Annotated in this window: 20 protein-coding genes and 3 pseudogenes; 6 read left to right on the top strand and 17 right to left on the bottom strand. The window is 67.2% G+C overall.

Annotation, left to right across the window (positions count from 1 at the left end; translation table 11 throughout):
* Window position 1 precedes the first annotated feature (1 nt).
* The 3 genes and pseudogenes from IMZ29_RS20090 to surE form a co-directional block, all read right to left on the bottom strand.
* Complete coding sequence (locus IMZ29_RS20090) at window positions 2-886, bottom strand: peptidoglycan DD-metalloendopeptidase family protein (protein ID WP_216187459.1); 885 nt, start codon at window positions 884-886, stop codon at window positions 2-4.
* A 35-nt stretch (window positions 887-921) separates the two neighbouring features.
* Window positions 922-1,773, bottom strand: a complete 852-nt coding sequence (locus tag IMZ29_RS20085) for a protein-L-isoaspartate(D-aspartate) O-methyltransferase (protein WP_253207317.1) — start codon at window positions 1,771-1,773, stop codon at window positions 922-924.
* 24 nt (window positions 1,774-1,797) lie between these two features.
* Window positions 1,798-2,543, bottom strand: a pseudogene (gene surE / locus IMZ29_RS20080) (5'/3'-nucleotidase SurE).
* A gap of 131 nt (window positions 2,544-2,674) precedes the next feature.
* Between surE and plsY the strand changes: the two are divergent.
* A pseudogene (gene plsY, locus IMZ29_RS20075) lies at window positions 2,675-3,372 on the top strand (glycerol-3-phosphate 1-O-acyltransferase PlsY).
* Between the two features lie 12 nt (window positions 3,373-3,384).
* Here plsY and tsaD read toward each other — a convergent pair.
* Window positions 3,385-4,413: a tRNA (adenosine(37)-N6)-threonylcarbamoyltransferase complex transferase subunit TsaD gene (gene tsaD, locus IMZ29_RS20070; protein WP_216187457.1), complete on the bottom strand. Its 1,029-nt coding sequence runs from the start codon at window positions 4,411-4,413 to the stop codon at window positions 3,385-3,387.
* A 93-nt stretch (window positions 4,414-4,506) separates the two neighbouring features.
* Here tsaD and IMZ29_RS20065 point away from each other — a divergent pair, with 93 nt between their 5' ends.
* On the top strand, window positions 4,507-5,793 hold the full coding sequence (locus IMZ29_RS20065; protein ID WP_216187455.1) for an NCS2 family permease: 1,287 nt from the start codon (window positions 4,507-4,509) through the stop codon (window positions 5,791-5,793).
* Here the strand turns inward: IMZ29_RS20065 and IMZ29_RS20060 are convergent.
* A pseudogene (locus IMZ29_RS20060) lies at window positions 5,778-8,041 on the bottom strand (acyl-CoA dehydrogenase). The gene IMZ29_RS20065 and the pseudogene IMZ29_RS20060 overlap by 16 nt on opposite strands.
* A gap of 153 nt (window positions 8,042-8,194) precedes the next feature.
* Window positions 8,195-9,103 (bottom strand): LysR family transcriptional regulator, encoded by a 909-nt coding sequence (locus IMZ29_RS20055; RefSeq protein WP_216187453.1) that lies wholly within the window; start codon window positions 9,101-9,103, stop codon window positions 8,195-8,197.
* Between the two features lie 101 nt (window positions 9,104-9,204).
* On the opposite strand from IMZ29_RS20055, the gene wrbA reads away from it, so the two are divergent.
* The 3 genes from wrbA to IMZ29_RS20040 all read left to right on the top strand — a co-directional run bounded on the left by wrbA (window position 9,205) and on the right by IMZ29_RS20040 (window position 11,881).
* The gene (wrbA, locus tag IMZ29_RS20050; RefSeq protein WP_216187451.1) at window positions 9,205-9,819 is read left to right on the top strand and encodes an NAD(P)H:quinone oxidoreductase; all 615 of its coding nucleotides are present in this window, start codon (window positions 9,205-9,207) and stop codon (window positions 9,817-9,819) included.
* A gap of 150 nt (window positions 9,820-9,969) precedes the next feature.
* Entirely contained in the window at window positions 9,970-10,833 is an 864-nt protein-coding gene (locus IMZ29_RS20045; protein ID WP_216187449.1) for a pirin family protein, read from the top strand.
* Between the two features lie 82 nt (window positions 10,834-10,915).
* A complete protein-coding gene (locus IMZ29_RS20040; protein ID WP_216187447.1) occupies window positions 10,916-11,881 on the top strand; it encodes a glutathione S-transferase family protein in 966 nt (321 codons plus the stop codon).
* On the opposite strand, the gene IMZ29_RS20035 is transcribed toward IMZ29_RS20040, so the two are convergent.
* From IMZ29_RS20035 to galE, 9 genes are all read right to left on the bottom strand, one after another.
* Window positions 11,882-12,583, bottom strand: a complete 702-nt coding sequence (locus IMZ29_RS20035; RefSeq protein WP_216187479.1) for an ABC transporter ATP-binding protein — start codon at window positions 12,581-12,583, stop codon at window positions 11,882-11,884.
* Window positions 12,583-13,383 carry a high-affinity branched-chain amino acid ABC transporter ATP-binding protein LivG gene (gene livG / locus IMZ29_RS20030; protein WP_216187445.1) on the bottom strand — a complete coding sequence of 267 codons (801 nt, stop codon included), beginning with the start codon at window positions 13,381-13,383 and terminating at the stop codon, window positions 12,583-12,585. The genes IMZ29_RS20035 and livG overlap by 1 nt, the downstream gene beginning before the upstream one ends.
* Window positions 13,380-14,603, bottom strand: a complete 1,224-nt coding sequence (locus IMZ29_RS20025; protein WP_216187443.1) for a high-affinity branched-chain amino acid ABC transporter permease LivM — start codon at window positions 14,601-14,603, stop codon at window positions 13,380-13,382. The genes livG and IMZ29_RS20025 overlap by 4 nt, the downstream gene beginning before the upstream one ends.
* Complete coding sequence (livH, locus tag IMZ29_RS20020) at window positions 14,603-15,517, bottom strand: high-affinity branched-chain amino acid ABC transporter permease LivH (protein WP_216187441.1); 915 nt, start codon at window positions 15,515-15,517, stop codon at window positions 14,603-14,605. The genes IMZ29_RS20025 and livH overlap by 1 nt, the downstream gene beginning before the upstream one ends.
* A gap of 205 nt (window positions 15,518-15,722) precedes the next feature.
* Complete coding sequence (proC, locus tag IMZ29_RS20015) at window positions 15,723-16,553, bottom strand: pyrroline-5-carboxylate reductase (RefSeq protein WP_216187439.1); 831 nt, start codon at window positions 16,551-16,553, stop codon at window positions 15,723-15,725.
* 62 nt (window positions 16,554-16,615) lie between these two features.
* Window positions 16,616-17,485, bottom strand: a complete 870-nt coding sequence (gene ubiA, locus IMZ29_RS20010) for a 4-hydroxybenzoate octaprenyltransferase (RefSeq protein WP_216187437.1) — start codon at window positions 17,483-17,485, stop codon at window positions 16,616-16,618.
* 66 nt (window positions 17,486-17,551) lie between these two features.
* Window positions 17,552-18,673: a branched-chain amino acid ABC transporter substrate-binding protein gene (locus IMZ29_RS20005; protein WP_216187435.1), complete on the bottom strand. Its 1,122-nt coding sequence runs from the start codon at window positions 18,671-18,673 to the stop codon at window positions 17,552-17,554.
* A gap of 42 nt (window positions 18,674-18,715) precedes the next feature.
* A complete protein-coding gene (locus IMZ29_RS20000) occupies window positions 18,716-19,213 on the bottom strand; it encodes a Dps family protein (protein ID WP_305852524.1) in 498 nt (165 codons plus the stop codon).
* A 190-nt stretch (window positions 19,214-19,403) separates the two neighbouring features.
* Window positions 19,404-20,444: a UDP-glucose 4-epimerase GalE gene (gene galE / locus IMZ29_RS19995; protein WP_216187433.1), complete on the bottom strand. Its 1,041-nt coding sequence runs from the start codon at window positions 20,442-20,444 to the stop codon at window positions 19,404-19,406.
* A 144-nt stretch (window positions 20,445-20,588) separates the two neighbouring features.
* Between galE and IMZ29_RS19990 the strand changes: the two genes are divergently transcribed.
* The gene (locus IMZ29_RS19990) at window positions 20,589-21,860 is read left to right on the top strand and encodes an exopolysaccharide biosynthesis polyprenyl glycosylphosphotransferase (protein ID WP_216187431.1); all 1,272 of its coding nucleotides are present in this window, start codon (window positions 20,589-20,591) and stop codon (window positions 21,858-21,860) included.
* Window positions 21,861-21,966: 106 nt separating this feature from the next.
* Here the strand turns inward: IMZ29_RS19990 and IMZ29_RS19985 are convergent, their stop codons facing one another.
* Window positions 21,967-22,824 carry an IclR family transcriptional regulator gene (locus IMZ29_RS19985; RefSeq protein ID WP_371820370.1) on the bottom strand — a complete coding sequence of 286 codons (858 nt, stop codon included), beginning with the start codon at window positions 22,822-22,824 and terminating at the stop codon, window positions 21,967-21,969.
* Entirely contained in the window at window positions 22,821-23,333 is a 513-nt protein-coding gene (locus tag IMZ29_RS19980; protein ID WP_216187429.1) for a GNAT family N-acetyltransferase, read from the bottom strand. The genes IMZ29_RS19985 and IMZ29_RS19980 overlap by 4 nt, the downstream gene beginning before the upstream one ends.
* Window positions 23,334-23,622 lie beyond the last annotated feature (289 nt).

The following is a 23,622-nucleotide window of genomic DNA, read 5'->3' as shown; positions in this document are numbered from 1 at the left end:
ATCAGCGCGGCGGCAGGAAGCGCATCGGATCCTCGGGCGTGCCGCCACGGCGAATCTCGAAGTGCAGACGCGGCGACGGGGCATCGCTCTGGCCCATCTCGGCGATGCGCTCACCACGGCGAACCGCCTGGCCTTCCTTCGCCAGCAGCTTGCTGTTGTGGGCGTAGGCCGACAGGAACGACGCGTTGTGGCGGATGATGATGAGATTGCCGTAGCCGCGCAGGCCGCTGCCGCTATAGACCACCTGGCCGTCGGCCGAAGCCACCACCGGATCGCCCAGTTGGCCTTCGATGTCGATGCCCTTGTTCAAGGACTGGTTGAACTGAGCGATGACGTTGCCGCTCGCGGGCCACAGCCAGTCGATGCCGCTGTCATTGGACTGGCGCGGTGCGCTCGGCGGCGCCGACGGTGCCGTACCCGCCGTCACGGGCGGCGTGCCGGGCGCCGTGGGCGCGACAGGAGCGCCATCGATCGGACGCTGTTGCACGCCCGCACCGCCGATCGGCTGGACCTGCACGACGCCGGTCGGCGTCTCGGCCGCAGCCACGGGCCCGCCCGTACCGCCTTCGATGCGCAGGCTCTGGCCCACGCGCAGCTGCGACGGATCGGTGATGCCGTTCCAGTTGGCCAGATCCTGCCAACCGACATTGTGCGCTCGAGAAATCGAGTACAGCGTGTCCCCGGGACGCACGACATAGCTGCCCGCGCCAGTGGAGGGGGACGTGCCGGGCACCGCAGCGGACGTCGGCGCCGGCGCGGACATGTCCACCACCGGCGCGCGATTGGGCGTCGTGCAAGCCGCGAGCAGCCAAGCGCCCGCCACCACCACGCCAGACCACCGCAGGCCTCGCCACGCACCTCTCAGGGCTGAACCTGTGCTCGACATCAAAACTCTCCTTGCTGAAACCGCATGATCGAATCTCATAACTGTACCCCGGTTTGCAGGGGCACAAAACGCACGGCCTCGCCTTCGGTGCGCTTGAAATGCCCGCCCGGCTGACGTTCGATCACGACCAGCCGCTGCTCGGCGCCACCCTCCGGCGCCACGAGGCGCCCGCCCACGGCGAGCTGCTCGAGCAACGCGCGCGGTACGGCCAGACCCGCAGCCGCCACCACGATCGCATCGAAGGGCGCAAACGCCGGCAGACCAAGGGTGCCGTCGCCGAGGATCAGGCGCACCTGCGGCAGGCGCAAGGCGCGCAGGCGTTGCACCGCCTGTTCGTGCAAAGGCCGCACGCGCTCGACGCTGAAGACCTCTCGCGCCACGCCGGCCAGGACGGCGGCCTGATACCCGCAGCCGGTTCCGACCTCCAGAACGCGGTGGAGTTCACGACCCTGACGCGCGGTCTGGATCATGTGCGCGACGATGCGCGGTTGGGAAATGGTCTGCCCATGTCCGATCGGCAACGCGGCATTGTCATACGCCCGGCTCGCCAGCGCCTCGTCCACGAAGGCGTGCCGCGGCATGCGGCGCATGGCTTCGAGCACGAGACGGTCCGTGATGCCATCTTCCAGCAGGCGCTGCACCATCTGCTCGCGACGCCGGCTGTCGGCGATGTCGGGGGCGCGGCTCGCCACCGGCCATGCCTTGTCGTTCGGACCGACCAGCGGCCGGCCCGGACCGAGATTCATGCGGGTGTTGCTGTTGGTGGGCCGGGGCAGCATGGCGGAGGCGGCCGGACGCTGGGCTGTCCGTGGCGTGAGCCCGGTGGACAGCCGCGTGTTGCTGTTGGCGGCAGTGGCGCCATTCCTGGGTTTGCGACCGTCGTGCATGCCTTGTCGTAAGCCCTGGCCCTGTCAGGCCGTCTCGACCCATGCGCGCAGCATGGGAATCTGTTCGCCACGCGTGAGATCCAGGCGCAGCGGCGTGACAGACACCGCACCCTGGGCGACGGCGTGAAAATCCGTGCCCTCCGTGTTGTCGTCCACCTTGCCGGCCGGCCGATCCAGAAGATCTCGTCGCCGAAGGGCGACGTGGAACGGGCCACGGGCTCGGACGGGTGGCGCTTGCCCAGGCGCGTGACGCGCGTGCCGGTGAGTTCGGCGTACGGGCGGCTGGGGATGTTCACGTTCAACAGCGTGGGCGCGGGCAGCGGATGGGCGATGGCGCGCTCGACCACCTCGCGCGCCACGCGGGCGGCCGCATCCAGGTGCCCCCAGCCCTTTTCTTCCAGCGAGAAGGCGATCGACGGAATGCCGAAGAGATAGCCTTCGGCGGCGGCAGCCACGGTGCCGGAATACAGCGTGTCCTCACCCATGTTCTGGCCGTTGTTGATGCCGGACACGATGAGATCCGGGCGCCGGTCCAGCATGCCGGTGAGTGCGACGTGGACGCAGTCGGACGGTGTGCCGTTGATGTAGCGAAACCCGTTGGCTGCCTGGTGGACCGAGAGCGGACGATTGAGCGTGAGCGAGTTCGACGCGCCGCTGTGGTTCACCTCGGGCGCGATCACGACGAGCTCGGCGAGCGGAGCGATGGCATCGACCAACGCCTGCAGGCCCGGCGCGGCATATCCATCGTCGTTGGCAACAAGAATCAGCACGGCAACCCCACGACCAAAGGTAAGAATTCTATTCGATATCTGCGCCACCCTACCCCACCTCGGGCGAGTCCGCATTCCGCCAGGGCCCGACCCCGGTGTATCCTAGCCGCCCTTGCCATTCGCCCCGCGCCATGATCCAGACCGTGTCCAGCCTGCCTTTTCCCGTCCTGCTCGTGGGTGCCGTGCTGGCTGCCTATCTTCTGGGCTCAGTGCCGTTCGCGGTGATCGTGAGCCGCGCGATGCGCCTGCAGGATCCCCGCACCTACGGTTCGGGCAACCCGGGTGCCACCAATGTGCTGCGCTCAGGCAGCAAGGCGCCGCGGCCCTCACGCTCTTGGGCGACGCGGCCAAAGGCTGGTTCGCCGTGTGGCTCGCGCAACGCTTTGGCGCGCATCCGGGCGGTGACATCGTGCCGTTCGTCATGGTGGCCGTGTTTCTCGGTCACCTGTATCCGGTGTTCCTGCGCTTTCGCGGCGGCAAGGGCGTCGCCACCGCCCTCGGCGTACTCTTCGCGGTGCAGCCGTGGCTCGCCCTGGCCACGGTCGCGACCTGGCTCATCATCGCGATCTTTCTGCGCATCTCGTCGCTGGCCGCGATCTGCGCGGCTCTCTTCGCGCCGCTCTTCTATGTCTTCGGCGGCGGCGTGGCCTGGGTGGCCCATGGCCGCATCGGCACGGCGATCGCGCTGATCAGCCTCTTGCTCATCTACCGCCACTGGGCCAACATCGAGCGCCTCATGGCCGGCAAGGAGCCGCGGATCGGCCAGGGCAAGACCAAGGCCGCGGGCAAGGCGAGCCCCGCCCCGACGGCGCGCCCGCGCAAATCCTGAGGCGGCCGCAGACTAAGCCGAGAGCGGCCAGCGAGGCCGCACGGTGAAGCCGGCATCCGCCGTCGTGAGATCGACCAACCCGGCCTGCACACGCATGGCCGCGGCAAAGGCGATCATGGCACCGTTGTCCGTACACAACGCCAGCGGCGGAAAATAGGCCTGGGCCTTCAGACCGCGCAGGCCACGGGCCAGCCGCTCGCGCAGGCGCAGGTTGGCCCCGACGCCGCCCGCCACCACCAACCGGCGCAAGCCGGTCTCCTTCAGCGCACGCAGCGACTTGGCGACGAGCACGTCGACAATCGCCGCCTGTGTGGCCGCCGCGAGATCCGCGCGCTGGGCCTCGGTGATCTCACCCGTTGCCGCCTGCATTTGGCGCTGGCGCGTCATCACCGCTGTCTTCAGGCCGCTGAAGCTGAAGTCGAGATCACCGCTGTGCAGCTTGGGTCGAGGCAACTCGATGCGGTCAGGGTCGCCTTGTTCGGCCAGCCGTGCCAGCGCCGGCCCACCGGGGTAGCCCAGGCCGAGCAGCTTCGCCGTCTTGTCGAAGGCCTCGCCCGCCGCATCGTCCAGGGTTTCGCCCAGCAGGGTGTACTGGCCGACGCCGTCCACCCGCATGAGCTGCGTGTGGCCGCCCGACACCAGCAAGGCGATGAACGGGAAATCCGGACGCGGATCCGCGAGCAGCGGCGAGAGCAAATGCCCTTCCAGGTGATGGATCGGAATCGCGGGCAGATCCCGCGTCCATGCGATGGCCCGCGCCACGCTCGCGCCAACGAGCAAGGCCCCCGCCAGCCCGGGCCCGGCCGTGTACGCCACGGCGCCGACCTCGTCCAGCGTGAGGCCTGCCTCGCCCAACACCTCACGGGTGAGCGGAAGCACCCGCCGCACGTGATCCCGTGAGGCGAGTTCGGGGACCACGCCGCCGTAATCCTCGTGCATGGCGACCTGGCTGTGGAGCGCGTGTGCAAGAAGGCCGCGTTGCGTATGCACCACGGCCACCCCGGTTTCGTCACACGAGCTTTCAAATCCAAGAATAATCATGGGCGCAGTGTACAACCGGCCCCCCGGCTTCGCGCGCTCGACGCCATCGGCCCGCCGGCTGTCCACCTTTTTCTCTCTCTTCAGGCAGAGCTCATGCTGGAACGACTCTTCAAGCTGCGTGAACACGGCACGTCCGTGCGCACCGAAATTATGGCGGGGATCACCACCTTCCTCACCATGTCCTACATCATCTTCGTGAACCCGGACATCCTGTCCAGCACGGGGATGGACCGCAATGCCGTGTTCGTGGCCACCTGCCTGGCCGCCGCGCTGGGCTCGCTCGTGATGGCCCTCGTGGCCAACTGGCCCGTGGGCATGGCGCCCGGGATGGGCCTGAATGCGTTCTTCGCCTTCACCGTCGTCGCTGCCATGGGCTTCACCTGGCAACAGGCGCTGGGCGCAGTCTTCATCTCCGGCATCATCTTCGTCGTGCTCACGCTCACCGGGATACGCCGCTGGCTGATCGCCGGCATTCCAAAGTCCTTGCGCAGCGCCATCGCGGCCGGTATCGGGCTCTTTCTGGCCATCATCGCCCTGAGCAGCGCCGGCATCGTCGTCGCGAGCCCGGCCACCAAGGTCACGCTGGGCGACCTGCACACGGCGCCCCCCCTCCTCGCGATGCTGGGCTTTTTCGTCATCGCGGCGCTGGACGCCCTGAAAGTGCGCGGCGCCATCCTGATCGGCATCCTCGTCGTCACGGTCCTGAGCATGCTGCTCGGCATCAACGAATTCGCCGGCGTGTTCTCCGCGCCGCCCAGCCTCATGCCCACGTTCATGCAGCTGGACATCGCGGGCATCCTGCACGCGGGCTTCATCCAGGTGATCCTGGTGTTCGTGCTGGTGGAAGTGTTCGACGCCACGGGCACGCTCATGGGCGTGGCCAAGCGCGCCAACCTGCCGCTCGAAGGCCCCAAGAGCCGCCTGGGCCGCGCCCTGCTCGCGGACAGCACGGCTATCGTCGGCGGCTCCATGCTGGGCACCAGCAGCACCACGGCGTACGTCGAGAGCGCCTCGGGCGTGCAGGCGGGCGGGCGCACGGGCCTCACCGCGCTCGTCATCGCGCTGCTGTTCCTGGCCGCCCTGTTCGTCTCGCCGCTGGCGGGCTCGGTGCCGGCCTATGCCACCGCCCCCGCGCTGCTCTATGTGGCCGGCCTGATGATGCGCGAGCTGATCGACATCGATTGGGATGACGTGACGGAAGCCACGCCGGCCGCCCTCACGGCGCTGGCCATGCCATTCACGTACTCCATCGCCACCGGTCTTGCCTTTGGCTTCATCAGCTACACCGTGTTGAAGCTTCTGACCGGACGCGCGCGCGAGGTGCACCCGGCCATGTGGATCGTCTCGCTGCTCTTCGTGCTGCGTTACGTCTTCTTCTGATCCCAGGCATCCCCTGGGAACACGGCGTCCGCGTCGCTGCCCTCGACAGGCGGCTCGCCGGACGCCCGCGGCGCCTCCGCCCCCCGCCCACCCTGGCCTTCCGCTTGGCCTTCCAACGCCCCCGGCGCGAACGTATCGACGGCGACCACGGCCGCCACGGCCTCCTGGGCCTGCTGCATCCGGGCCCACTCCGCGGCGTCGAGCATCCCCCGCGCGCGGCCGTCTCCAGATCCAGGCCTCCGGCCTTGCGCAGTCGGTCCACGAGCGGCGCCACGGCCTCCACCTGCGCGAATGCGCTCTCGAGCGTCGCCAGCCCATCGCCTGGCCGCCCACGCGCCAGGCCTGCCACCAGCCGGTCCCGCGTCGGCGACCGCGTGAGCAGAAGCTCCGCGCAGCGTTGCACCAGGGCGTCAGATGGCCCGGTGTGACGCCGCCCCAGCGGCAGCATCAGGAAGCGCAGCATCCACCCCAGCGGTCGATTCGGCAGATTCGCATAGACCTCGTCCAGCCGCGCCTCGAGCGTAGCCAGGCCACGCGCCATCGACAGATCGAGCAAGGGCAGGTCAGCCGCTTCCCGGCCCTCGTCGTGCCAGCGCTTGACGGCGGCAGACAGCAGATACAGTTCCGAGAGCACGTCGCCCAGCCGCGCCGAGAGCATCTCCTTGCGCTTCAACGCGCCGCCGAGCGAGCCCAGGCACACGTCGGCCGTCACGGCGAACACCGCGCTGTAGCGGGTGAGCTGCCGCAGGTGCGGCCGCGCCTTTCCGGCCCGGCCCGCGCGCGCGAAGATGCCGCCCGTCCAGCTGTGCCACCAGGCCCGCACGGTATTGCCCGCGGTATGCCCGATGTGCCGCCAGAAGACTTCGTCGAACGCCTGCAGACCGCGCGCTTTGTCCGTATCGGCCAGCGCCTGCATTTCGTCCATCAGATACGGATGGCAGCGAATGGCCCCCTGGCCGAACACGATCAGGTTGCGGGTGAGGATGTTCGCGCCCTCGACCGTGATGCCCACCGGCACGGCGCGGTAGAGCGAGCCGAGATAGTTCGACGGGCCGTCGATGACGGCCTTGCCGGCATGCACGTCCATCGCATGGTTCACCGACTCCCGCATGCGCTCGGTGGCGTGATACTTCATGATGGCCGAGATCACCGAGGGCTTGTGCCCAGCATCCAATGCGGCGCACGTCATGCGCCGGCCCGCGTCCACCACGTAGGCATTGGCCGCGAGCGCACCGAGCTTCTCCTGCACGCCCTCGAATTTGCCGATGGGCAGGCCGAACTGCTCACGCACGCGGGCGTAGGCTCCGGTGGTGTGCGCGGTCAAGGCCGTGGCCGCCGACGACAATGACGGCAGCGAGATACCCCGCCCTGCCGACAGGGCCGTCATCAACATGCGCCAGCCCTGCCCGATCATCGGTTCGCCGCCGATGATCGCATCCAGCGGTACGAACACGTCACGCCCGCGGATCGGGCCGTTCTGAAAGAACTGCATGGACGGCAGGTGTCGCTCGCCCGTGGTGACGCCAGGCGTGTCCGCCGACACCAGCGCCAAGGTGATCCCGCGGTCGCGCTCTCCGCCCAGGATGCCATCCGGATCCGTGAGCTTGAACGCCACCCCTAGCACCGTGGCGACCGGCCCGAGGGTGATGTAGCGCTTGTCCCAGTTCAGCCGCAGGCCGACCACGTCGCGCCCTTCCCACTGACCACGACACACCACCCCGGTATCGGTCATGCCGGCAGCGTCAGATCCCGCGTCCGCACTCGTCAGGCCGAAGCACGGGATGTCACGTCCGTCGGCCAGGCGCGGCAGCCAGCGCTCGCGCTGTTCGTCCGTGCCGAAGAGCATCAACAGTTCGCCCGGGCCGAGCGAGTTGGGCACCATGACGGTCACGGCCGCCGTGCCGCTGCGGCTGGAGATGTAGCGCACGATCTCCGAATGCGCGAAGGCCGAGAAGCCCAGGCCGCCATAATGGCGCGGGATGATCATGCCGAAGAATTTCTGCTCGCGAACGTAGCGCCACACCTCGGGCGGCAGATCATGGTCCTGCCAATGGATGCGCCAGTCGTCCAGCATGCCGCACAGCGTCTGCACCGGCCCGTCGAGGAAGGCCTGCTCGGCGGCCGTGAGTCGCGCGGGCGGCGTCTGCAGCAGGCTGTCCCAGTCCGGCCGGCCCGTGAAGAGTTGCGCATCCCACCACGTGTCACCGGCCTGGATCGCCTCGCGCTCGGTCTCGGACATCGCGGGCAAGGCTTTCTGCGCCCAGCGATACAAAGGTCGGGACAGCCACTTCTGCCGAAAGGTGAGCTCTGCCATCGCGTCTTCCTCCTCTTCTCATTGTCGAGCTGAGGAAGCAGATTTCATGCCCTGGCAACCGAAGGTTTCCGAGTCCTCGTCACCGGCCTACCAGGCGCGCCCCGTGAAGACGGTGACCAGATGATCGATGAGCGCCCGGGTCTTGGGCGGCAGGTGACGCTCCGGCAGGTACACCGCATGGATGGGCTCAGGCGCCGGCACGGCGTCGGCCAGCACCTCGACCAGCGCGCCGCGCGACAGCGCCTCGGCGACGATGAAATGCGGCAGCACCACCAGGCCGAGACCGGCCACGGCCGCCTCGCGGATCAAGTCGCCGTTGTTCGCGACCACGCGCGGGCGCGCGACCGGCGCCGTCACCTCCCGACCCTCAGAGTCGATGAAACTCCACAGCCGGGCCGCAGTGGTGTGCGAATACCCGACGGTGTCGTGGTGGCGCACGTCGTCGGGCGTGCTGGGCGTGCCACGCCGTTCGAGGTAGGCGGGGCTGGCACACACCACGCGCCGCGTCTCCCCGAGCCGCCGCGCCACCAGACGCGAATCCGGAAGCCGTCCGATACGCAACGCCAGGTCGAACCGCCCCTCGACCAGGTCGACCGTCCGGTCGTCGAGCTCGATCTGGCAGGAGAGCCCCGGATGGGCCTGGAGGAACGGCATGAGCAGCCCACCCAGGTGCGACGCGCCGAAGCTCAACGGCGCGGCAAGGCGCAAAGCGCCTTGCAGGCCGATACCGCCGCCAACGTCGGCCGCCTGGGCACCCGCGGCCTCCAGGCGCGCCAGGATATCCCGTGCGTCCTCGTAGAAGCCTGTGCCCGCCTCGGTGAGCACCATGGAGCGCGTCGTACGACGCAGCAAGGTCACGCCCAGGCGCGCCTCCAGCCCGGCCAGCCGTTCACTCAGCACGGATTTGGCCGTTCCCATGCGCCGCGCCGCCGCCGTGAAGGAGCCTGCCTCCACCACCTGGACGAAGGCGTCGAGTTCATCGATCGTCGGTCTCATTGTTCGACCATACCGAACAGTGATGCTGTCCTGCAACCCCTAGCCGCTAGGTACGCACCTCGCTACAGTAAGCCTTCCCTCACTGACGTTCAGGACATCTCATGCCCAAGATCCTCGTTGTGTACTACTCCACCTATGGCCATGTCGAGCAGCTCGCCCATGCCGTGGCCGAAGGCGCGCGCGGCGTCGACGGCGTGCAGGTCGACGTCAAACGCGTCCCGGAACTCGTGCCCGAGGAAGTCGCGCGCAATTCGCACTACAAGCTCGACCAGCCGGCGCCCATTGCCCAACCGTCCGAGCTCGCCGACTACGACGCCATCATCTTCGGCACGCCCACGCGCTACGGCAACATGGCGTCGCAAATGAAGAACTTTCTCGACCAGACGGGCGGCCTGTGGGCGCGCGGCGCGCTGGTCGGCAAGATCGGCAGCGTGTTCGCCTCCACCGCGACGCAACACGGCGGCCAGGAATCGACGATTCTGAGCTTCCATACCGTGCTGCTGCACCACGGCATGGCGATTCTGGGCCTGCCCTATTCCTTCCAGGGCCAGACGCGCATGGACGAGATCACCGGCGGCACCCCGTACGGCGCCACCACGCTCGCGGCTGGCGACGGCTCGCGCCAGCCCAGCGCCAACGAGCTCGACGGTGCCCGTTTCCAGGGCCGTCACGTGGCCGAATTCACCGCAGCCCAGGTGCGCGGCCGCCAGAGCTGAACCCCAGCCCTTATGCCCCATCGCCAGACGGGGCATACGTCGGCTCGCTCGACGGCGCGGCGTGACGCTGCCTGCCCGATCACCCGAGTGACCGGGCAATCGTGCCGTGCTGATTGCCGTTCCCCCTTCCCCGTTCCGAGAGAAATGCGCATGACTGCCTCGACGCTCACGCCACGCCCCCTGGTCCGCCGGATCCCCGGCATGGCCGCCTCCGACGGCGCCGGGGTGCGCCTCACTCGCCTGCTCGGCACGCCGGCGCTACCCGAGTTCGATCCGTTCCTGATGCTGGATCGCTTCCACTCGGACGTGCCCGGTGACTACGCCGCGGGCTTTCCCGATCACCCGCACCGCGGCTTCCAGACAGTCACCTACATGCTCGCTGGTCGCATGCGGCATTGGGACAACCACGGCCATGGCGGCGTGATCGGGCCGGGTGGCGTGCAGTGGATGCGTGCCGGCCGCGGCCTCATCCATTCGGAGATGCCGGAGCAGGAAGACGGCCTGCTGTCGGGCTTCCAGCTGTGGCTGAACCTGCCCGCGCGCGACAAGATGAGCGAGCCGGCCTATCAGGAGTTCGCCCCGGAAGACTTCCCGGAAGAGGCGCGTGACGGCGGCGCGCTAGTGCGTGTCGTGGCAGGCATGTCGGCACAGGGCACGTCCGGCCCGGTGCAGGATCCTGCCACCGAGGCCCGCATGCTCGACGTGCATCTGCCCGCAGCCGCACGCTTCGAGGAAGCCGTGCCGCCCGGTCACCATGTGATGCTGGTGCCTATCGAGGGCACGCTGATGCTGCGCAACACGCAGGGGCGAGACCAGGCCTGTGGCCCGGACACCCTGGCCGTGCTGGGCGACGGCGACCGCGTCGAGGTGATGGCCACGGACGCGGCGGTGCGCTTTCTGCTCCTCGCGGCCCAACCGCTGGGCGAGCCCGTGGCGCGAGCCGGCCCCTTCGTCATGAACACGCGCGACGAGCTCGTGCAGGCGATGCGCGATTACCAGGCCGGACAGTTCTGACGCCCCCACCGGCCTCGCGTTGGCGAGGCCCCTGCCCGCCCCGCCCCTGTGGCGGCGGGCCGATTTTTCAGGAGACCGGATCTTGGGCATTCTCATCGATGGACACTGGCACGCCGACACCCCCGTCAACGCCAACAACGGCGATGGCCGCTTCGTGCGCAAGGATGCGGCGTTCCGGCATTGGGTGACGTCCGATGGCAGCGCCGGGCCGACAGGCGACAGCGGATTTCGCGCCGAGCCAGGCCGCTATCGTCTGTACGTGAGCCTCGCGTGCCCCTGGGCCCACCGCACCCTCATCTTCCGGCAGCTCAAGGGCCTCGCCGGCATGATCCCCGTGAGCGTCACCCACTGGCTGATGCGCGAACACGGCTGGACGTTCAACGAAGGCCCTGGTGTCGTGCCGGATCCGCTGCACGGCGCGCGCGCCATGCATGAGGTGTATACCCGCGCCGACGCCCGCTACAGCGGGCGCGCCACCGTGCCCGTGCTCTGGGACACCCAGCGCAACACCATCGTCAGCAACGAATCGGCGGACATCATCCGCATGTTCAATAGCGCCTTCGACGGCGTGGGGGCGAGGCCGGGCGACTTCTATCCCGCCGGCTTGCGTGAAGAGATCGACGCCGTGAACGCCCGTGTCTACGACACGCTCAACAACGGTGTCTACAAGGCTGGCTTCGCCACCACGCAAGCTGCGTACGAAGAGGCGGTGGGCCCGGTATTCGACACGCTGGACTGGCTGGAATCCCGCTTGGCGACCCACCCCTACCTGTGCGGCGAGGTGCTCACCGAGGCCGACTGGCGGGCCTTCACCACCCTCATCCGGTTCGATGCGGTGTATCACGGCCACTTCAAGTGCAACGTGCGACGGATCGTGGACTACCCGCGGCTATGGGCCTACACGCGCCGCCTCTACCAGGTGCCGGGCGTGGCCGACACGGTCAATTTCCAGCACATCAAGGGCCACTATTACGAGAGCCACACGGAGATCAACCCGACCGGCGTGGTGCCAGCCGGGCCGGCGCTGGACCTGAGCGTGCCGACGTAATCAGCCGCCCAGGTAGGCACGCTGCACGGCCTCGGTCCCGAGCAGATTCTGTCCGGTATCGGACAACACGACCTTGCCATTCTCCAGCACATAGCCCCGGTCGGCCACCTGCAGCGCCTTGTGGGCATTCTGCTCGACGAGGAACACGGTCACGCCTTCTTCGCGGATCGTGCGGATGATCTCGAAGATCTGCGCGATGATCATGGGGGCGAGCCCCAGCGTGGGCTCGTCCAGCAGCAACAGACGCGGCCGGGTCATCAGCGCGCGGCCAATGGCAAGCATCTGCTGCTCCCCGCCCGACATGGTGCCTGCGCGTTGCCCCGCGCGCTCCTTCAGGCGCGGAAAGAGCGAATACACGTGTTCGATGCCTTCTTCCACCGCCCGGGCGTTCTGGAAGAAGCCCCCCATCTGGAGGTTCTCCGTCACGGACAGGTCCGGGAACACGCGCCGCCCCTCGGGCGAGAGCGCAATGCCGCTGCGCATGATCTCGTGCGTGGGCAGCTTCGCGATGTCGCGGCCCTCGAAGAGGATCTGCCCTTCGGTGGCGCGCGGCGAGCCGCACACCGTCATGAGCAGCGTCGTCTTGCCGGCCCCATTGGCCCCGATCAGGGTGACGATCTCGCCCTGATTCACATCGATCGACACACCGCACAAGGCCTCGATGGCGCCGTAATGCGTATGAACGCCACGCAATTGCAGCATCATGCTTCTCCCAGGTAGGCCTTGATGACACGCGGATCGGTGCGTACCGCCTCCGGCGTGCCCGTCATGATGGGACGGCCGTGCTCCATCACCAGGATGCGATCGGAAATGCCCATCACCAGACTCATGTCGTGCTCGATGAGCAGCACCGCCACGCCGAACTCGCGGCGCAGTTCATCGATGAGTTCGCTCAGCTCGCGCTTTTCCTGCGGATTCAAACCCGCCGCGGGCTCGTCCAGCATCAGGAGCCGCGGCTCGGTCACCATGCAGCGCGCGATCTCCAGACGACGCTGGTGACCATAGGCGAGCGTGCCGGCTTCACGGTTGGCGAATTCGATGAGGCCCATGCGCTTTAACCACACCACGGCACGATCCTGCGCTTCCTGCTCGCTGCGCCGATAGCCCTTGGTCGAGAGCAACCCGGACCAGAGCCGCGTATCGACGCGGCGGTGCTGGGCAACCAGCAGGTTCTCGAGCACGGTGAGCTGTTTGAAGAGCCGCACGTTCTGGAAGGTGCGCACGAGCCCGTAGCCGGCCACCTTGTGGCTCGGCAGGCCGGCAATCGATTCGCCGCCCATCACGATGCGTCCGCTGGTGGGCTTGTAGAAACCGCCCACGCAGTTGAACACGGTGGTCTTGCCCGCCCCGTTGGGGCCGATGATGGCGAACACTTCGTCGCGCTGCACGGCAAAGGCGACGTTGTCCACGGCGAGGAGGCCGCCAAAGCGCATGCTGAGCGCGTCAACCGTGAGCAACGCGTCGTCGCCCGCCGAGGCAATCGTTCTGGGATCCGCGCTCATACCTTCAACTCCACATGCGGACGGCGCATGGGCAAGAGCCCCTGCGGGCGCCACGCCATCATCAACACCATCACCAGACCGAAGAGCAACATGCGGTACTCGGCGAACTGGCGCGCGAGCTCGGGCAGCACGGTGAGGAACACCGCCGCCAGGATCACCCCGAGCTGCGAGCCCATGCCGCCCAGCACCACGATCGCGAGGATCAGCGCCGATTCGATGAAGGTGAAGGATTCCGGATTGACCAGGCCCTGGCGCGCCGCGAAGAAGGCGCCGCCGAAGCCCGCGAACATGGCTCCCAGCGTGAACGCCGACAGTTTGATGCGTGTGGGATTCAGACCCAGCGAACGCGAGGCGATCTCGTCCTCGCGCAAGGCTTCCCAGGCACGCCCGACAGGCATGCGCATGAGCCGGTTGGATACGTACAGCGTCACGACCGCCAGCGCGAGCGCCATCAGGTAGAGATAGATGACGATGTGCGACCCATCGAAATCCCACCCCATGAACTGATGGAAGGTCACGTCGTCGCCGCGCGCGCGGCGCGTCATCTCCAGGCCGAACACCGTCGGCTTGGGAATGCCGGAGATCCCGTCCGGGCCATTCGTGATCGAAGTCAGGTTGATGAGCAGGAGGCGGATAATCTCGCCGAAGCCCAGCGTCACGATGGCGAGGTAATCGCCGCGCAGACGCAGCACGGGAAAGCCCAGGATGAAGCCGAAGAGCGCAGCCATCGCACCCGCGAGCGGCAGCGCTTCCCAGAAGCCGAAGCCCGCGAACTGGTAGAGCAGCGCGTAGGTGTAGGCGCCGACGGCATAAAAGCCCACGAAGCCCAGATCCAGCAGCCCCGCAAAGCCCACCACGATGTTCAGGCCCAGGCCCAGCATCACGTAGATGAGCACCAGCGTGGCCAGATCGACCGCCCCGCGCGTGCCAAAGAACGGCCAGACGAGCAGTGCAGCGAGGACGAACAGCGTGATCCACTTGTGCTGGGACGCGCGCAGCGGCGGCAGCACCGGCAGCTTGAGCCTGGCAGTGCCGCGCGAGAGGAGCGGGCGCACCATCTGGAAGACGAACACCACCGCGGCCGACAGCAGCACGAAGGGCCAGTCCGTCTCGAGGATGTTGTTGAAGCCGTCGCGCATGATGCGCAGCCCGAACACGGGTGCGACCAGCACGGCAGTCACGAGCGCCGCGATCGACGCTGACTTGAGTTGCCCGGCCATCAGACTTTCTCCACTTCCGGCTTGCCGAGCAGGCCTGTGGGCCGGAACAGCAGAATCAGCACCAGCAGCGCGAAGGCGACGATGTCCTTGTACTGCGACGACAGATACCCTGCGGCGAAGGTCTCTGCCAGGCCCAGCAGCACGCCGCCCAGCATGGCGCCCGGGATGCTGCCGATGCCGCCCAGCACGGCGGCCGTGAAGGCCTTGATGCCAGCGAGAAAGCCGATGAAGGGATTGAGCTTGCCGACCGACAGCGCGATCAGCACGCCACCCACGGCAGCCAGCATGGCGCCCAGCACGAAGGTGAAGGAGATCACCCGGTTCGTGTCGATGCCAAGCAGATTGGCCATGCGCAGATCCTGCGCACACGCGCGGCAGGCCCGGCCCATGCGCGAATAGCGGATGAAGAGCGTGAGCGCGATCATCAGCACGACGGTAACCACGATGATGAGGATGCGTGAGTACGGCGCTGTCACGACGAAGCCCGTGGCGAACTCGACGCTCGCCGCGCCCGACACCAGATACGGCACGGCGGCATCACGCGCCCCCTGCCCGAGAGCCACCCAGTTCTGCAGGAAGATCGACATGCCGATCGCGGAGATCAGCGCCACGAGACGCGGCCCGCCCCGCACGGGACGATAGGCCACACGCTCGATGGCAAAGCCATAACAGCCGGTGACAGCCACGGCGATGACGAGCATGACCGCCAGGAGCAGCGGCAGCGGCAGGCCACTGCCCACCCCGACCGCCGTCAGCGCGACCAGGCCGGTGTAGGCGCCGATCATGTAGACCTCGCCGTGGGCGAAGTTGATCATGCCGATGATGCCGTACACCATCGTGTAGCCGATCGCGATGAGCGCGTAGATGGCGCCCAGGCTCAGTCCATTGAAGACCTGCTGGAGGAATAAATCCATGGTGACTCGCGAGAGGGGTTGGACGACAGGGCGGATCGTGTCCGCCGTGCCGCGGGACACAGCCTGAGAACGCCGCGGAGTTGCCGCAGGCCCACAGGGAAACTTAGGCGGACGCACGCCCAGTCGTCAACGCGCGTCCGCCCGGATGGACAGAACGGCGCGGCTCGGGTTCAACCCGGCACGGCACCGCCCCACCCGAACACGCTCAGCCGGCAAACTCCTGGCCCATGGCCTGGGCCCTGGCCGCTGCCGCCCGCATCGCGTCGGCCACGATGGCGGGCATGTCGCGCGACTGCATGACCGCGAGTGCCGCTGCGGTGGTGCCCCCCTTGGAGGTGACGCGCTCGCGCAACGTGGCCGGCGATTCCGGAGACTCCGCCGCGAGTCGGGTGGCCCCGGCGAACGTGGCGAGCGCCAGAGAGCGCGACTGCTCGGCCGACAGGCCCAGCGCCTGGCCGCCGTCGATCATCGCCTGCAGGAAAAGGAAGACATAGGCAGGGCCACTGCCCGACAGGGCGGTGACCGCATCGAGCGCCACGTCGTCGGCGACCCAGGTGACCTCACCCACCGCCCGCAACAGAGACTCGGCCAGCGCCCTGTCCGCCTCGGTCACGGAGGGCAACGCGGCCAGGCCGCTCGCACCGGCGCCGATCAGGGCCGGCGTATTGGGCATGCAGCGCACGACACGCGCCCAGGGCGCGCCTTCGCCACCGAGCCAGCCGGCGAGCGTGTCGCCCCGGATCCCCGCCGCGACGCTGATCACCAGGGTCTCACGCAACCAGGGACGCGTCTGTGCCACCACCTCGCGCATGACCTGCGGCTTGACCGCATAGATCCACACGTCGCAGGCCGCCAGGCGCTCGTCGGCCTGGGCCGACACCGTGACACCGCGAGCCTGCCACTCGGCGTGCGCGCTCTCGTTGATCTCCAGCACGTGGATCTGGCTCGCGGGCACGACCCGGTCGGCCAGCCCGCTCGCCAGCGCGGCGGCCATGTTGCCGCCGCCGATGAATGCAATGGAATGGTGTTTCGTCATGCCGCGGATTGTATGTCGGGGCAAAAACCGGCGGCAAACGCGACTTTGTTACCGCCAGGAGCTCAGCGCAAGCTCGTGGCCACCGCCGCGCCCGCGAAAACGGCGAAGCCGAACCAGGTGTTGTGCAGGAAGGCGCGGAAACACGCGCCGCGATCACGTGTGCGGATCCAGCCGATGTGACGCACGGCGATCGCCCCCGCCACGACCAGGCCTGCGTAATACGCAAAGCCGAGTTCCAACCCGACGCCCGCCACGGCCATCAGCAGCAGCGTCACGGCATAGCAGATCGCCACGATGGCGACGTCCCACTGGCCGAACGTGATGGCCGAGGTGCGCAGGCCGAGCTTCAGGTCGTCCTCGCGATCCACCATCGCGTACTCGGTGTCGTAGGCCACCGCCCACGCCACGTTGGCGAGCAACAGCACCCAGGCCTGCCAGGGCACGACGCCCTGGACGGCGGCGAAGGCCATGGGAATGCCGAATCCGAAGGCCACGCCCAGGTAGGCCTGGGGAATGGCGAACACCCGCTTCAGGAGCGGATAGGTGATCGCCACGAAGAGCGCCACGCAGGCAAGCGCCCAGGTCAAGCCGTTCAAGGGCAGGACGAGCAGCGCAGAGACGAGCGCGAGCGTGCCGGCGACGGCCAGCGCCTCGCGCGGCGAGATCAGCCCCGTCGTGAGCACGCGCGCCTGCGTGCGCTCGACGTGCTTGTCGAAATCTCGGTCGAAGTAATCGTTGATCGCGCAGCCCGCCGAGCGCATGAGCACCGTGCCCACCACGAAGATGAAAACGATGTGCGGCTCGGGTCGCCCGTCTGCCGCGATCCAGACCGCCGTGAGCGTGGGCCAGAGCAGCAGGAGGATGCCGATGGGCTTGTCCAGACGGACCAGGCGGATGTAGAGGGAGAGCCGGCTGGCGGCGGCAGTGGACATGATCGAGTTCCAGAAACGGAAAAAGGCGACGAATCGCCTTTTTCCGGTGACACAAGACGCTGAAGCTTACTTCACGGACTTCTTCGTGCCGTCCGAGGCCCATTCGAACACGTCGAACTCGAACTTCTCCAGGTCACCCGACTTGGCGAACTTCACCTCGCCGATGGGCGTCTGGAACGCGTTGGCGTGCATGTACTCCGCGACCTTCACCGGGTCCTTGCTCTTGGCGCCGACGATGGCGTCGGCGATGACCTTGGCGGCCACGTAGGACGTCATCTGGAAGGCACCGGACGGATCGCGGTTCTTGTCCTTGAAGGCCTTGACCAGCTCGGCGTTCTTCGGATCCTGCGAGAAGTCCGCGGGCAGCGTCACCAGCATGCCGTCGGCGGCCTTGCCGGCGATGGCGTTGATGTCGTTGTTGCCCACGCCTTCCGGACCCATGAACTTGACCTTCAGGCCCTGTTCGTTGGCCTGGCGCAGCAGCAGACCCATTTCGGGGTGGTAGCCACCGTAGTAGACGAAGTCCACGCCCATCGAGCGCAGCTTGGTGATCACGGCCGAGTAGTCGCTGTCGCCGGCGTTGATGCCTTCGAAGAGCGCCACGTCGATGTTGGCCTTCTGCAGGTTGTCGCGCACCGAGCTGGCAATACCCTGGCCGTACGACTGCTTGTCGTGCAGTACGGCAACCTTCTTCGGCTTGACCGAGTCGATGATGAACTGCGCGGCGGCCGGGCCTTGTTGATCGTCGCGGCCGATGGTGCGGAAGATCGTCTCGTAGTTCTTGCCGTCCGTCAGCGCGGGCGACGTGGCCGAGGGCGAGACCATGACGACGCCAGCGTCGTCATAGATGTCGGCCGCGGCGATGGTGGCGCCCGAGCACACGTGACCGATCACGAAACCGATCTTCTCGTTGACCACACGGTTGGCCACCACGGGCGCCTGCTTCGGCTCGCAGCCGTCGTCCAGCGTCACGACGCGCAGCTGCTCGCCGTTCACGCCGCCAGCGGCGTTGATCTGCTCGACGAAGGTGTTGACCCCTTCCTTGACCATGTCCCCGTACTGGGTGAGCGGCCCCGTCATGGGCCCGGCGATGGCAATGGTGATGTCCGCACGCGCGGGTGCAGACAGGACGAGCACGGCAGCACCAATGGCGGCGGCGACGGGCAGACGGCGGAAAATCGATTGCATGGGGATGTCTCCTGGCGGAAAGGGGTAAGGCGCAAATACCGATTACTGCAGCAGGCTGCGCAGCATCCAGGCAGTCTTCTCGTGGACATCCAGGCGTTGCGTGAGCAGATCCGCCGTGGGCTGATCGCCGGCCTCTTCTGCCGCCTTGAACGCATTGCGCGCGGTCTTGGCGACCGACTCGTTGCCCTTGGTCAGCAGGCGCACCATTTCCATGGCCTCCGGCACGTCCTTGGGCTCGGCGATCGAGGACAGCTTGCCGTACTCGCGATACGTGCCCGGGGCGAAGTGACCCAGGGCGCGAATGCGTTCGGCGATACTGTCCAGCGCGGTCCAGAGATCGGTGTACTGCTGCATGAACATCGTGTGCAGCGTGTTGAACATCGGGCCAGTGACGTTCCAGTGGAAGTTGTGCGTCATCAAATACAGCGTGTAGGAATCGGCCAGCACCCGCGACAACTCTTCCGCGACCTTCGCGCGATCCTTGTCGGAAATACCGATGTCGATCGCAAGCGCGCCCGGCTTCTGGGAATTGCCCATCATGACTCCTTCTTGGATGAATATTCCAGTGACATAAAGATAGCAGATCGCCTGCGGCGTGGGCGGCTCCGGACGCGTTGCAGCTCAGCGTTTCTTGCGTGAGCCGAACACCGGCATGGGCCCATGGGCAGACCACCGCGAACCGACTGCCCGCGGCGCAGGCTTGTCGGCAAGCGTCGTGCCCTGCCGGGCTCTATGCCGACGTCGTATAGCCGTCCGGGTTGCCCGATTGCCAGCGCCACCCGTCGGCACACATCGTGTCGATGTCGTATTGCGCCGTCCAGCCGAGCGTGCGCGCGGCCAGCGACGGATCCGCCCACGCCTCGCCGATGTCGCCAGCCCGGCGCGGCGCGATACGGCACGGCACCGGCCGGCCACTCGCCTTCTCGAAGGCGGCGACGAGCTCGAGCACGCTGGTTCCCCGCCCCGTGCCGAGATTCGTCACCAGCCAGCCGGGGTGCGCCATGGCGTACTCGACCGCCTTCACGTGCCCTCGCGCGAGATCGACGATGTGCAGGTAATCGCGGATCCCAGTGCCATCCGGCGTCGGGTAATCATCGCCGAACACCGAGAGCGCAGCGAGCTGGCCGACCGCCACCTGCGTGATGTAGGGGAAGATGTTGTCGGGCACGCCCCGCGGATCCTCGCCGATGAGCCCGCTCGGGTGCGCACCGATCGGATTGAAGTAGCGCAGCACCACGGCACTGAACGACGGATCCGCCGTGGCCACGTCGCGCAGCACCGTCTCCACCATGGACTTGGATCGACCATAGGGATTCGTGGGCGAGATGCGGTGACCTTCGGTGTAGGGCAGCGCCTCCGGCTCGCCATACACATTCGCCGACGAGCTGAAGACGAAGCGACGCACGCGGGCGCGCTCCATGGCGGCGAGCAACACCAGCGTGCCCTGCACGTTGTTGTCGTAGTAGCGCACCGGCTGCTCGATCGATTCGCCCACCACCTTCAACGCCGCCAGGTGGAGCACGCACGTCACTGGCGCTCCCGCGCTGGCACACTGCGCGAACACGGCGTCGAGCGCCGCGCCATCGCGCACATCGCCTTCGATGCACGGGATCTCGCGCCCGACGATGCGCGCCACCCGCGCGAGCGCTTCACGACTGCCGTTGCTGAAGTTGTCGTAGACCAGCGGCTGCCAGCCTGCGGCCACCAGCTCCACCAGCGTGTGCGTGCCGATATAGCCGGCCCCGCCCGTCACAAGCAGTGTTTGCGCCATCGCCAGAAATTCCCGCGGAAAAAATCACATTATCGCCTTGGTCCAGCCCGTCGCACGCTACGCGGCAGGGCCGAGTCCGCCTACAATCGCAGATCCCTGTCGCCCGCGGTTGCCATCTGGCCAGGCGGGCTTTCGCCAGACCCCATGAATCGCCCAATCACCCGACGCCATCGGCGCCTGCACGAACAAGTCCTGCTCTCCTGGTCATTCTCCTTGCTCCTGGGCGGATTGTTCTGCGTCGCGCTGCCTGCCTGGGTGTTGTGGGGCGCGGACGGCCTGCGCTACCCGAACGACGGTCAGTACTACGCCATGGTGATGGCGACCATCGCCTATGTGATCGCGCATCGGTCGCTGCACGTGCTGCAGCGCTACCCCGGTACGCGCTCGCTCGTGCACATCGTGCCCCAGGTCGCCCTCACCTTTGGCGTGGCCATGCTGATCACGCTGCTCATGCACGTGAGCATGTCGCGGCTGCTCATGGTGGCGAGCGGCGTCCTGACGATGTTCTGGTGCTATGCGGACTTTCGCCTGCGCAGCCGCGTGCAGCGCCCCAAGCTCGCGCTGGTGCCGTTCGGCGACGCGCTCGAGATCGCGGCCGTCTCGAACGTGGACATCCGCGTGTTGGACACCCCCGCGCTGGATGGCGCCCGCTACGACGCCGTGGTGGCCGATCTGGGCGCGCTTCCGGACGAACGCTGGGAGCGCTTCCTCACGCAATGCGCCCTCTCGCGCATCCCCGTCTACCAGGCGCGCCAGATGTTCGAGTCGCTCACGGGGCGCGTGCGCATCAGCAAGATCTCCGAGAACCAGATGGGCTCGCTCCTGCCCTCCCCGGGCTACGAGCGCCTGAAGTACCTGATCGACGTGTTGTTGATCGTGGTCACGCTGCCGCTCACGCTGCCGCTGGCGCTCGTCACGGCGTTGGCCATTCGCATCGAGTCGCCTGGTCCGGTCATGTTCCTGCAGGAGCGCGTCGGCCGCGGCAATCGTTCGTTCAAGATCTACAAGTTCCGCAGCATGGTCGCGCGCGACGTGGATGATCCGCGCTTCGCAAGCCGCAACGACAGCCGGATCACCCGGGTGGGCGCCATCATCCGCAAGCTGCGCATCGATGAGATCCCGCAGTTCCTGAACGTGCTGCGCGGCGAGATGAGCCTGATTGGTCCGCGCCCCGAGCAACGCACCTTTGTCGAGCAGTTCGACCGCGAGATTCCGTTCTACAGCTACCGTCACGTGGTGCGCCCGGGCATCACGGGCTGGGCTCAGGTGATGCAGGGATACACCGCCAGCGCCGATGCCACCCTCATCAAGATGGAGCACGACTTCTACTACATCAAGCACTGCTCATTGGCGCTGGATCTTTTGATCGTGCTGCGCACGATCCAGACGATTCTCACCGGGTTCGGGGCTCGCTGACACCGCGTCAGGTCTGCCCTCATCTGCAAAGTGCCATGACGCCCCACCAGTGCGACGGGCCAGAGCATCATGATGGCGCCGCTGCAGCCCAGCCGTGCTTCTCGATTCAGCCCAGTCGCTCCCGCAACTGCGCGAGCAGGCGCAGCAGTCGCGGACGGACCACGTTCAGCAGGTAGCCCTGCGACAGCTCCGACACGGGCCCACCACAATTGATGGCCCCCATCACCTGCCCACGCGCCGTCACTACAGGTGCGGCAATGGCGTTGACGCCGCGTTGCCAGTGTCCAAACGACGTCGTGCAACCCAGTGCCTGATAATCCGTGAGCGCACGCTCGACCGCTGCCACGGCGGGCGCCCAGAGCTCGGCCTTGCGCTCGCGCACCAGCGCCAGAATCTCCTCGCGCTCCTCGTTGCCGGCCCCGGCCAGATACGCGCGGCCAATGGCCGAGGTCACGATGGGCAGCCGCGAGCCCACCGTGAGCGAGGAGTTCAGCGCAAGCTCGCTGCGGCACACCTCCACGTACACCATCGACGTGCGATTACGGATGGCGAGGGACACCATGCCGTGAGATTCGTCGGCAAGCGCCTGCATCAAGGGCCGCGCGGCCTGCCCGAGATCCGCCTGGGCCACGGCCGTACTGCCCAGCGCCAGCATGGCGTCTCCCAACCGAAACTTGCCACTCTCGGCATCCTGCGCAAGATACCCCTGACGCACGAGCGTCATGGTCAGCCGCGACACCGTCGACTTGGGCAGGCCGCAGCGCTGGGCGATCTCGTAATTGCCCAACAGCCGACGTCCCGTGCGAAAGCACGACAGCACCTCCAGCCCGCGCGCGAGCGCCGTCACGAAGTGCCGGTCTTCCGGCGGCTTGGCCGAACGTCTCAAGCCGGTATCCGCGGACATGCCGACGTCCCCGTCATCCTTGAGCACGCGCGAGGTCTTCGCCTGCAGCGCCCGGCTCATACGAGATTCCAGCCCGTGTCGGGCTTCACATCCTGCATGGCCGCGGGCAGCGTTGGCGCGGCTGCGACCGATTCAGGGGCCAGCGCGAGGTGATACTGATAGGGACCGCGGCCGATGACCTCGAAGCCCAGCCGAAGATACAGATGCAAGGCGGGGTTCTTCAGCAGCACGCTGAGTCGAAGCGGCTTGCGCTGTGCATGCGCCCGCGTGATCTCCCGGCGTAGCAGTGCCGTGCCCAGACCCCGCTTGCGCAGCGCCGGCGCCAGCTGGATCTCCACCACCTCGTGATACTCATCCAGGTCGCGCGTCCACAACGCCCCGCCGATGCGGTCATCCACCACGATGCGTTGATAGCCACCCGCCTTCCACTTGCGCACGAAAGCAAGTTGCTGCTCGCCCTCGTCCCACGCGCCGAACTGCTCGACGATGACGTTGCGATACGACGCCTGATACAGCCACCAGAAGTAGCTGATGTCGTCAGGCTGGGCAGGTTCCAGTCGAATGCGCATGACAAGTCCACACGAGTGAGCGGACAAGCTTAATCAAAAACGGGTGAGTTCTCAAAGCACGCGCGCAGCGCGCAGAACCAAGATAGCCTCTGAAGAGGCCGCGGTGTGCACACTCCCGGACGTGCGCCATGCTCACGGTCTGTAGTGCCGTGGTTCTTGTTGGTATTGTTGGCACAAACCGTTGGCACAAAGCATAAAGCCCCGGATCCTTGCGGATACGGGGCTTCATGGGAATAAATGCCTGACGATGACCTACTTTCACAGACGTCCGTCCACTATCATCGGCGCA

This window comes from Verticiella alkaliphila (assembly GCF_018904615.1).
Taxonomy (GTDB): Bacteria; Pseudomonadota; Gammaproteobacteria; order Burkholderiales; family Burkholderiaceae_B; genus Verticiella; species Verticiella alkaliphila.
The sequence above is the reverse complement of the archived record's forward strand: the minus strand, read 5'-3'. Positions and strand labels throughout refer to the sequence as shown.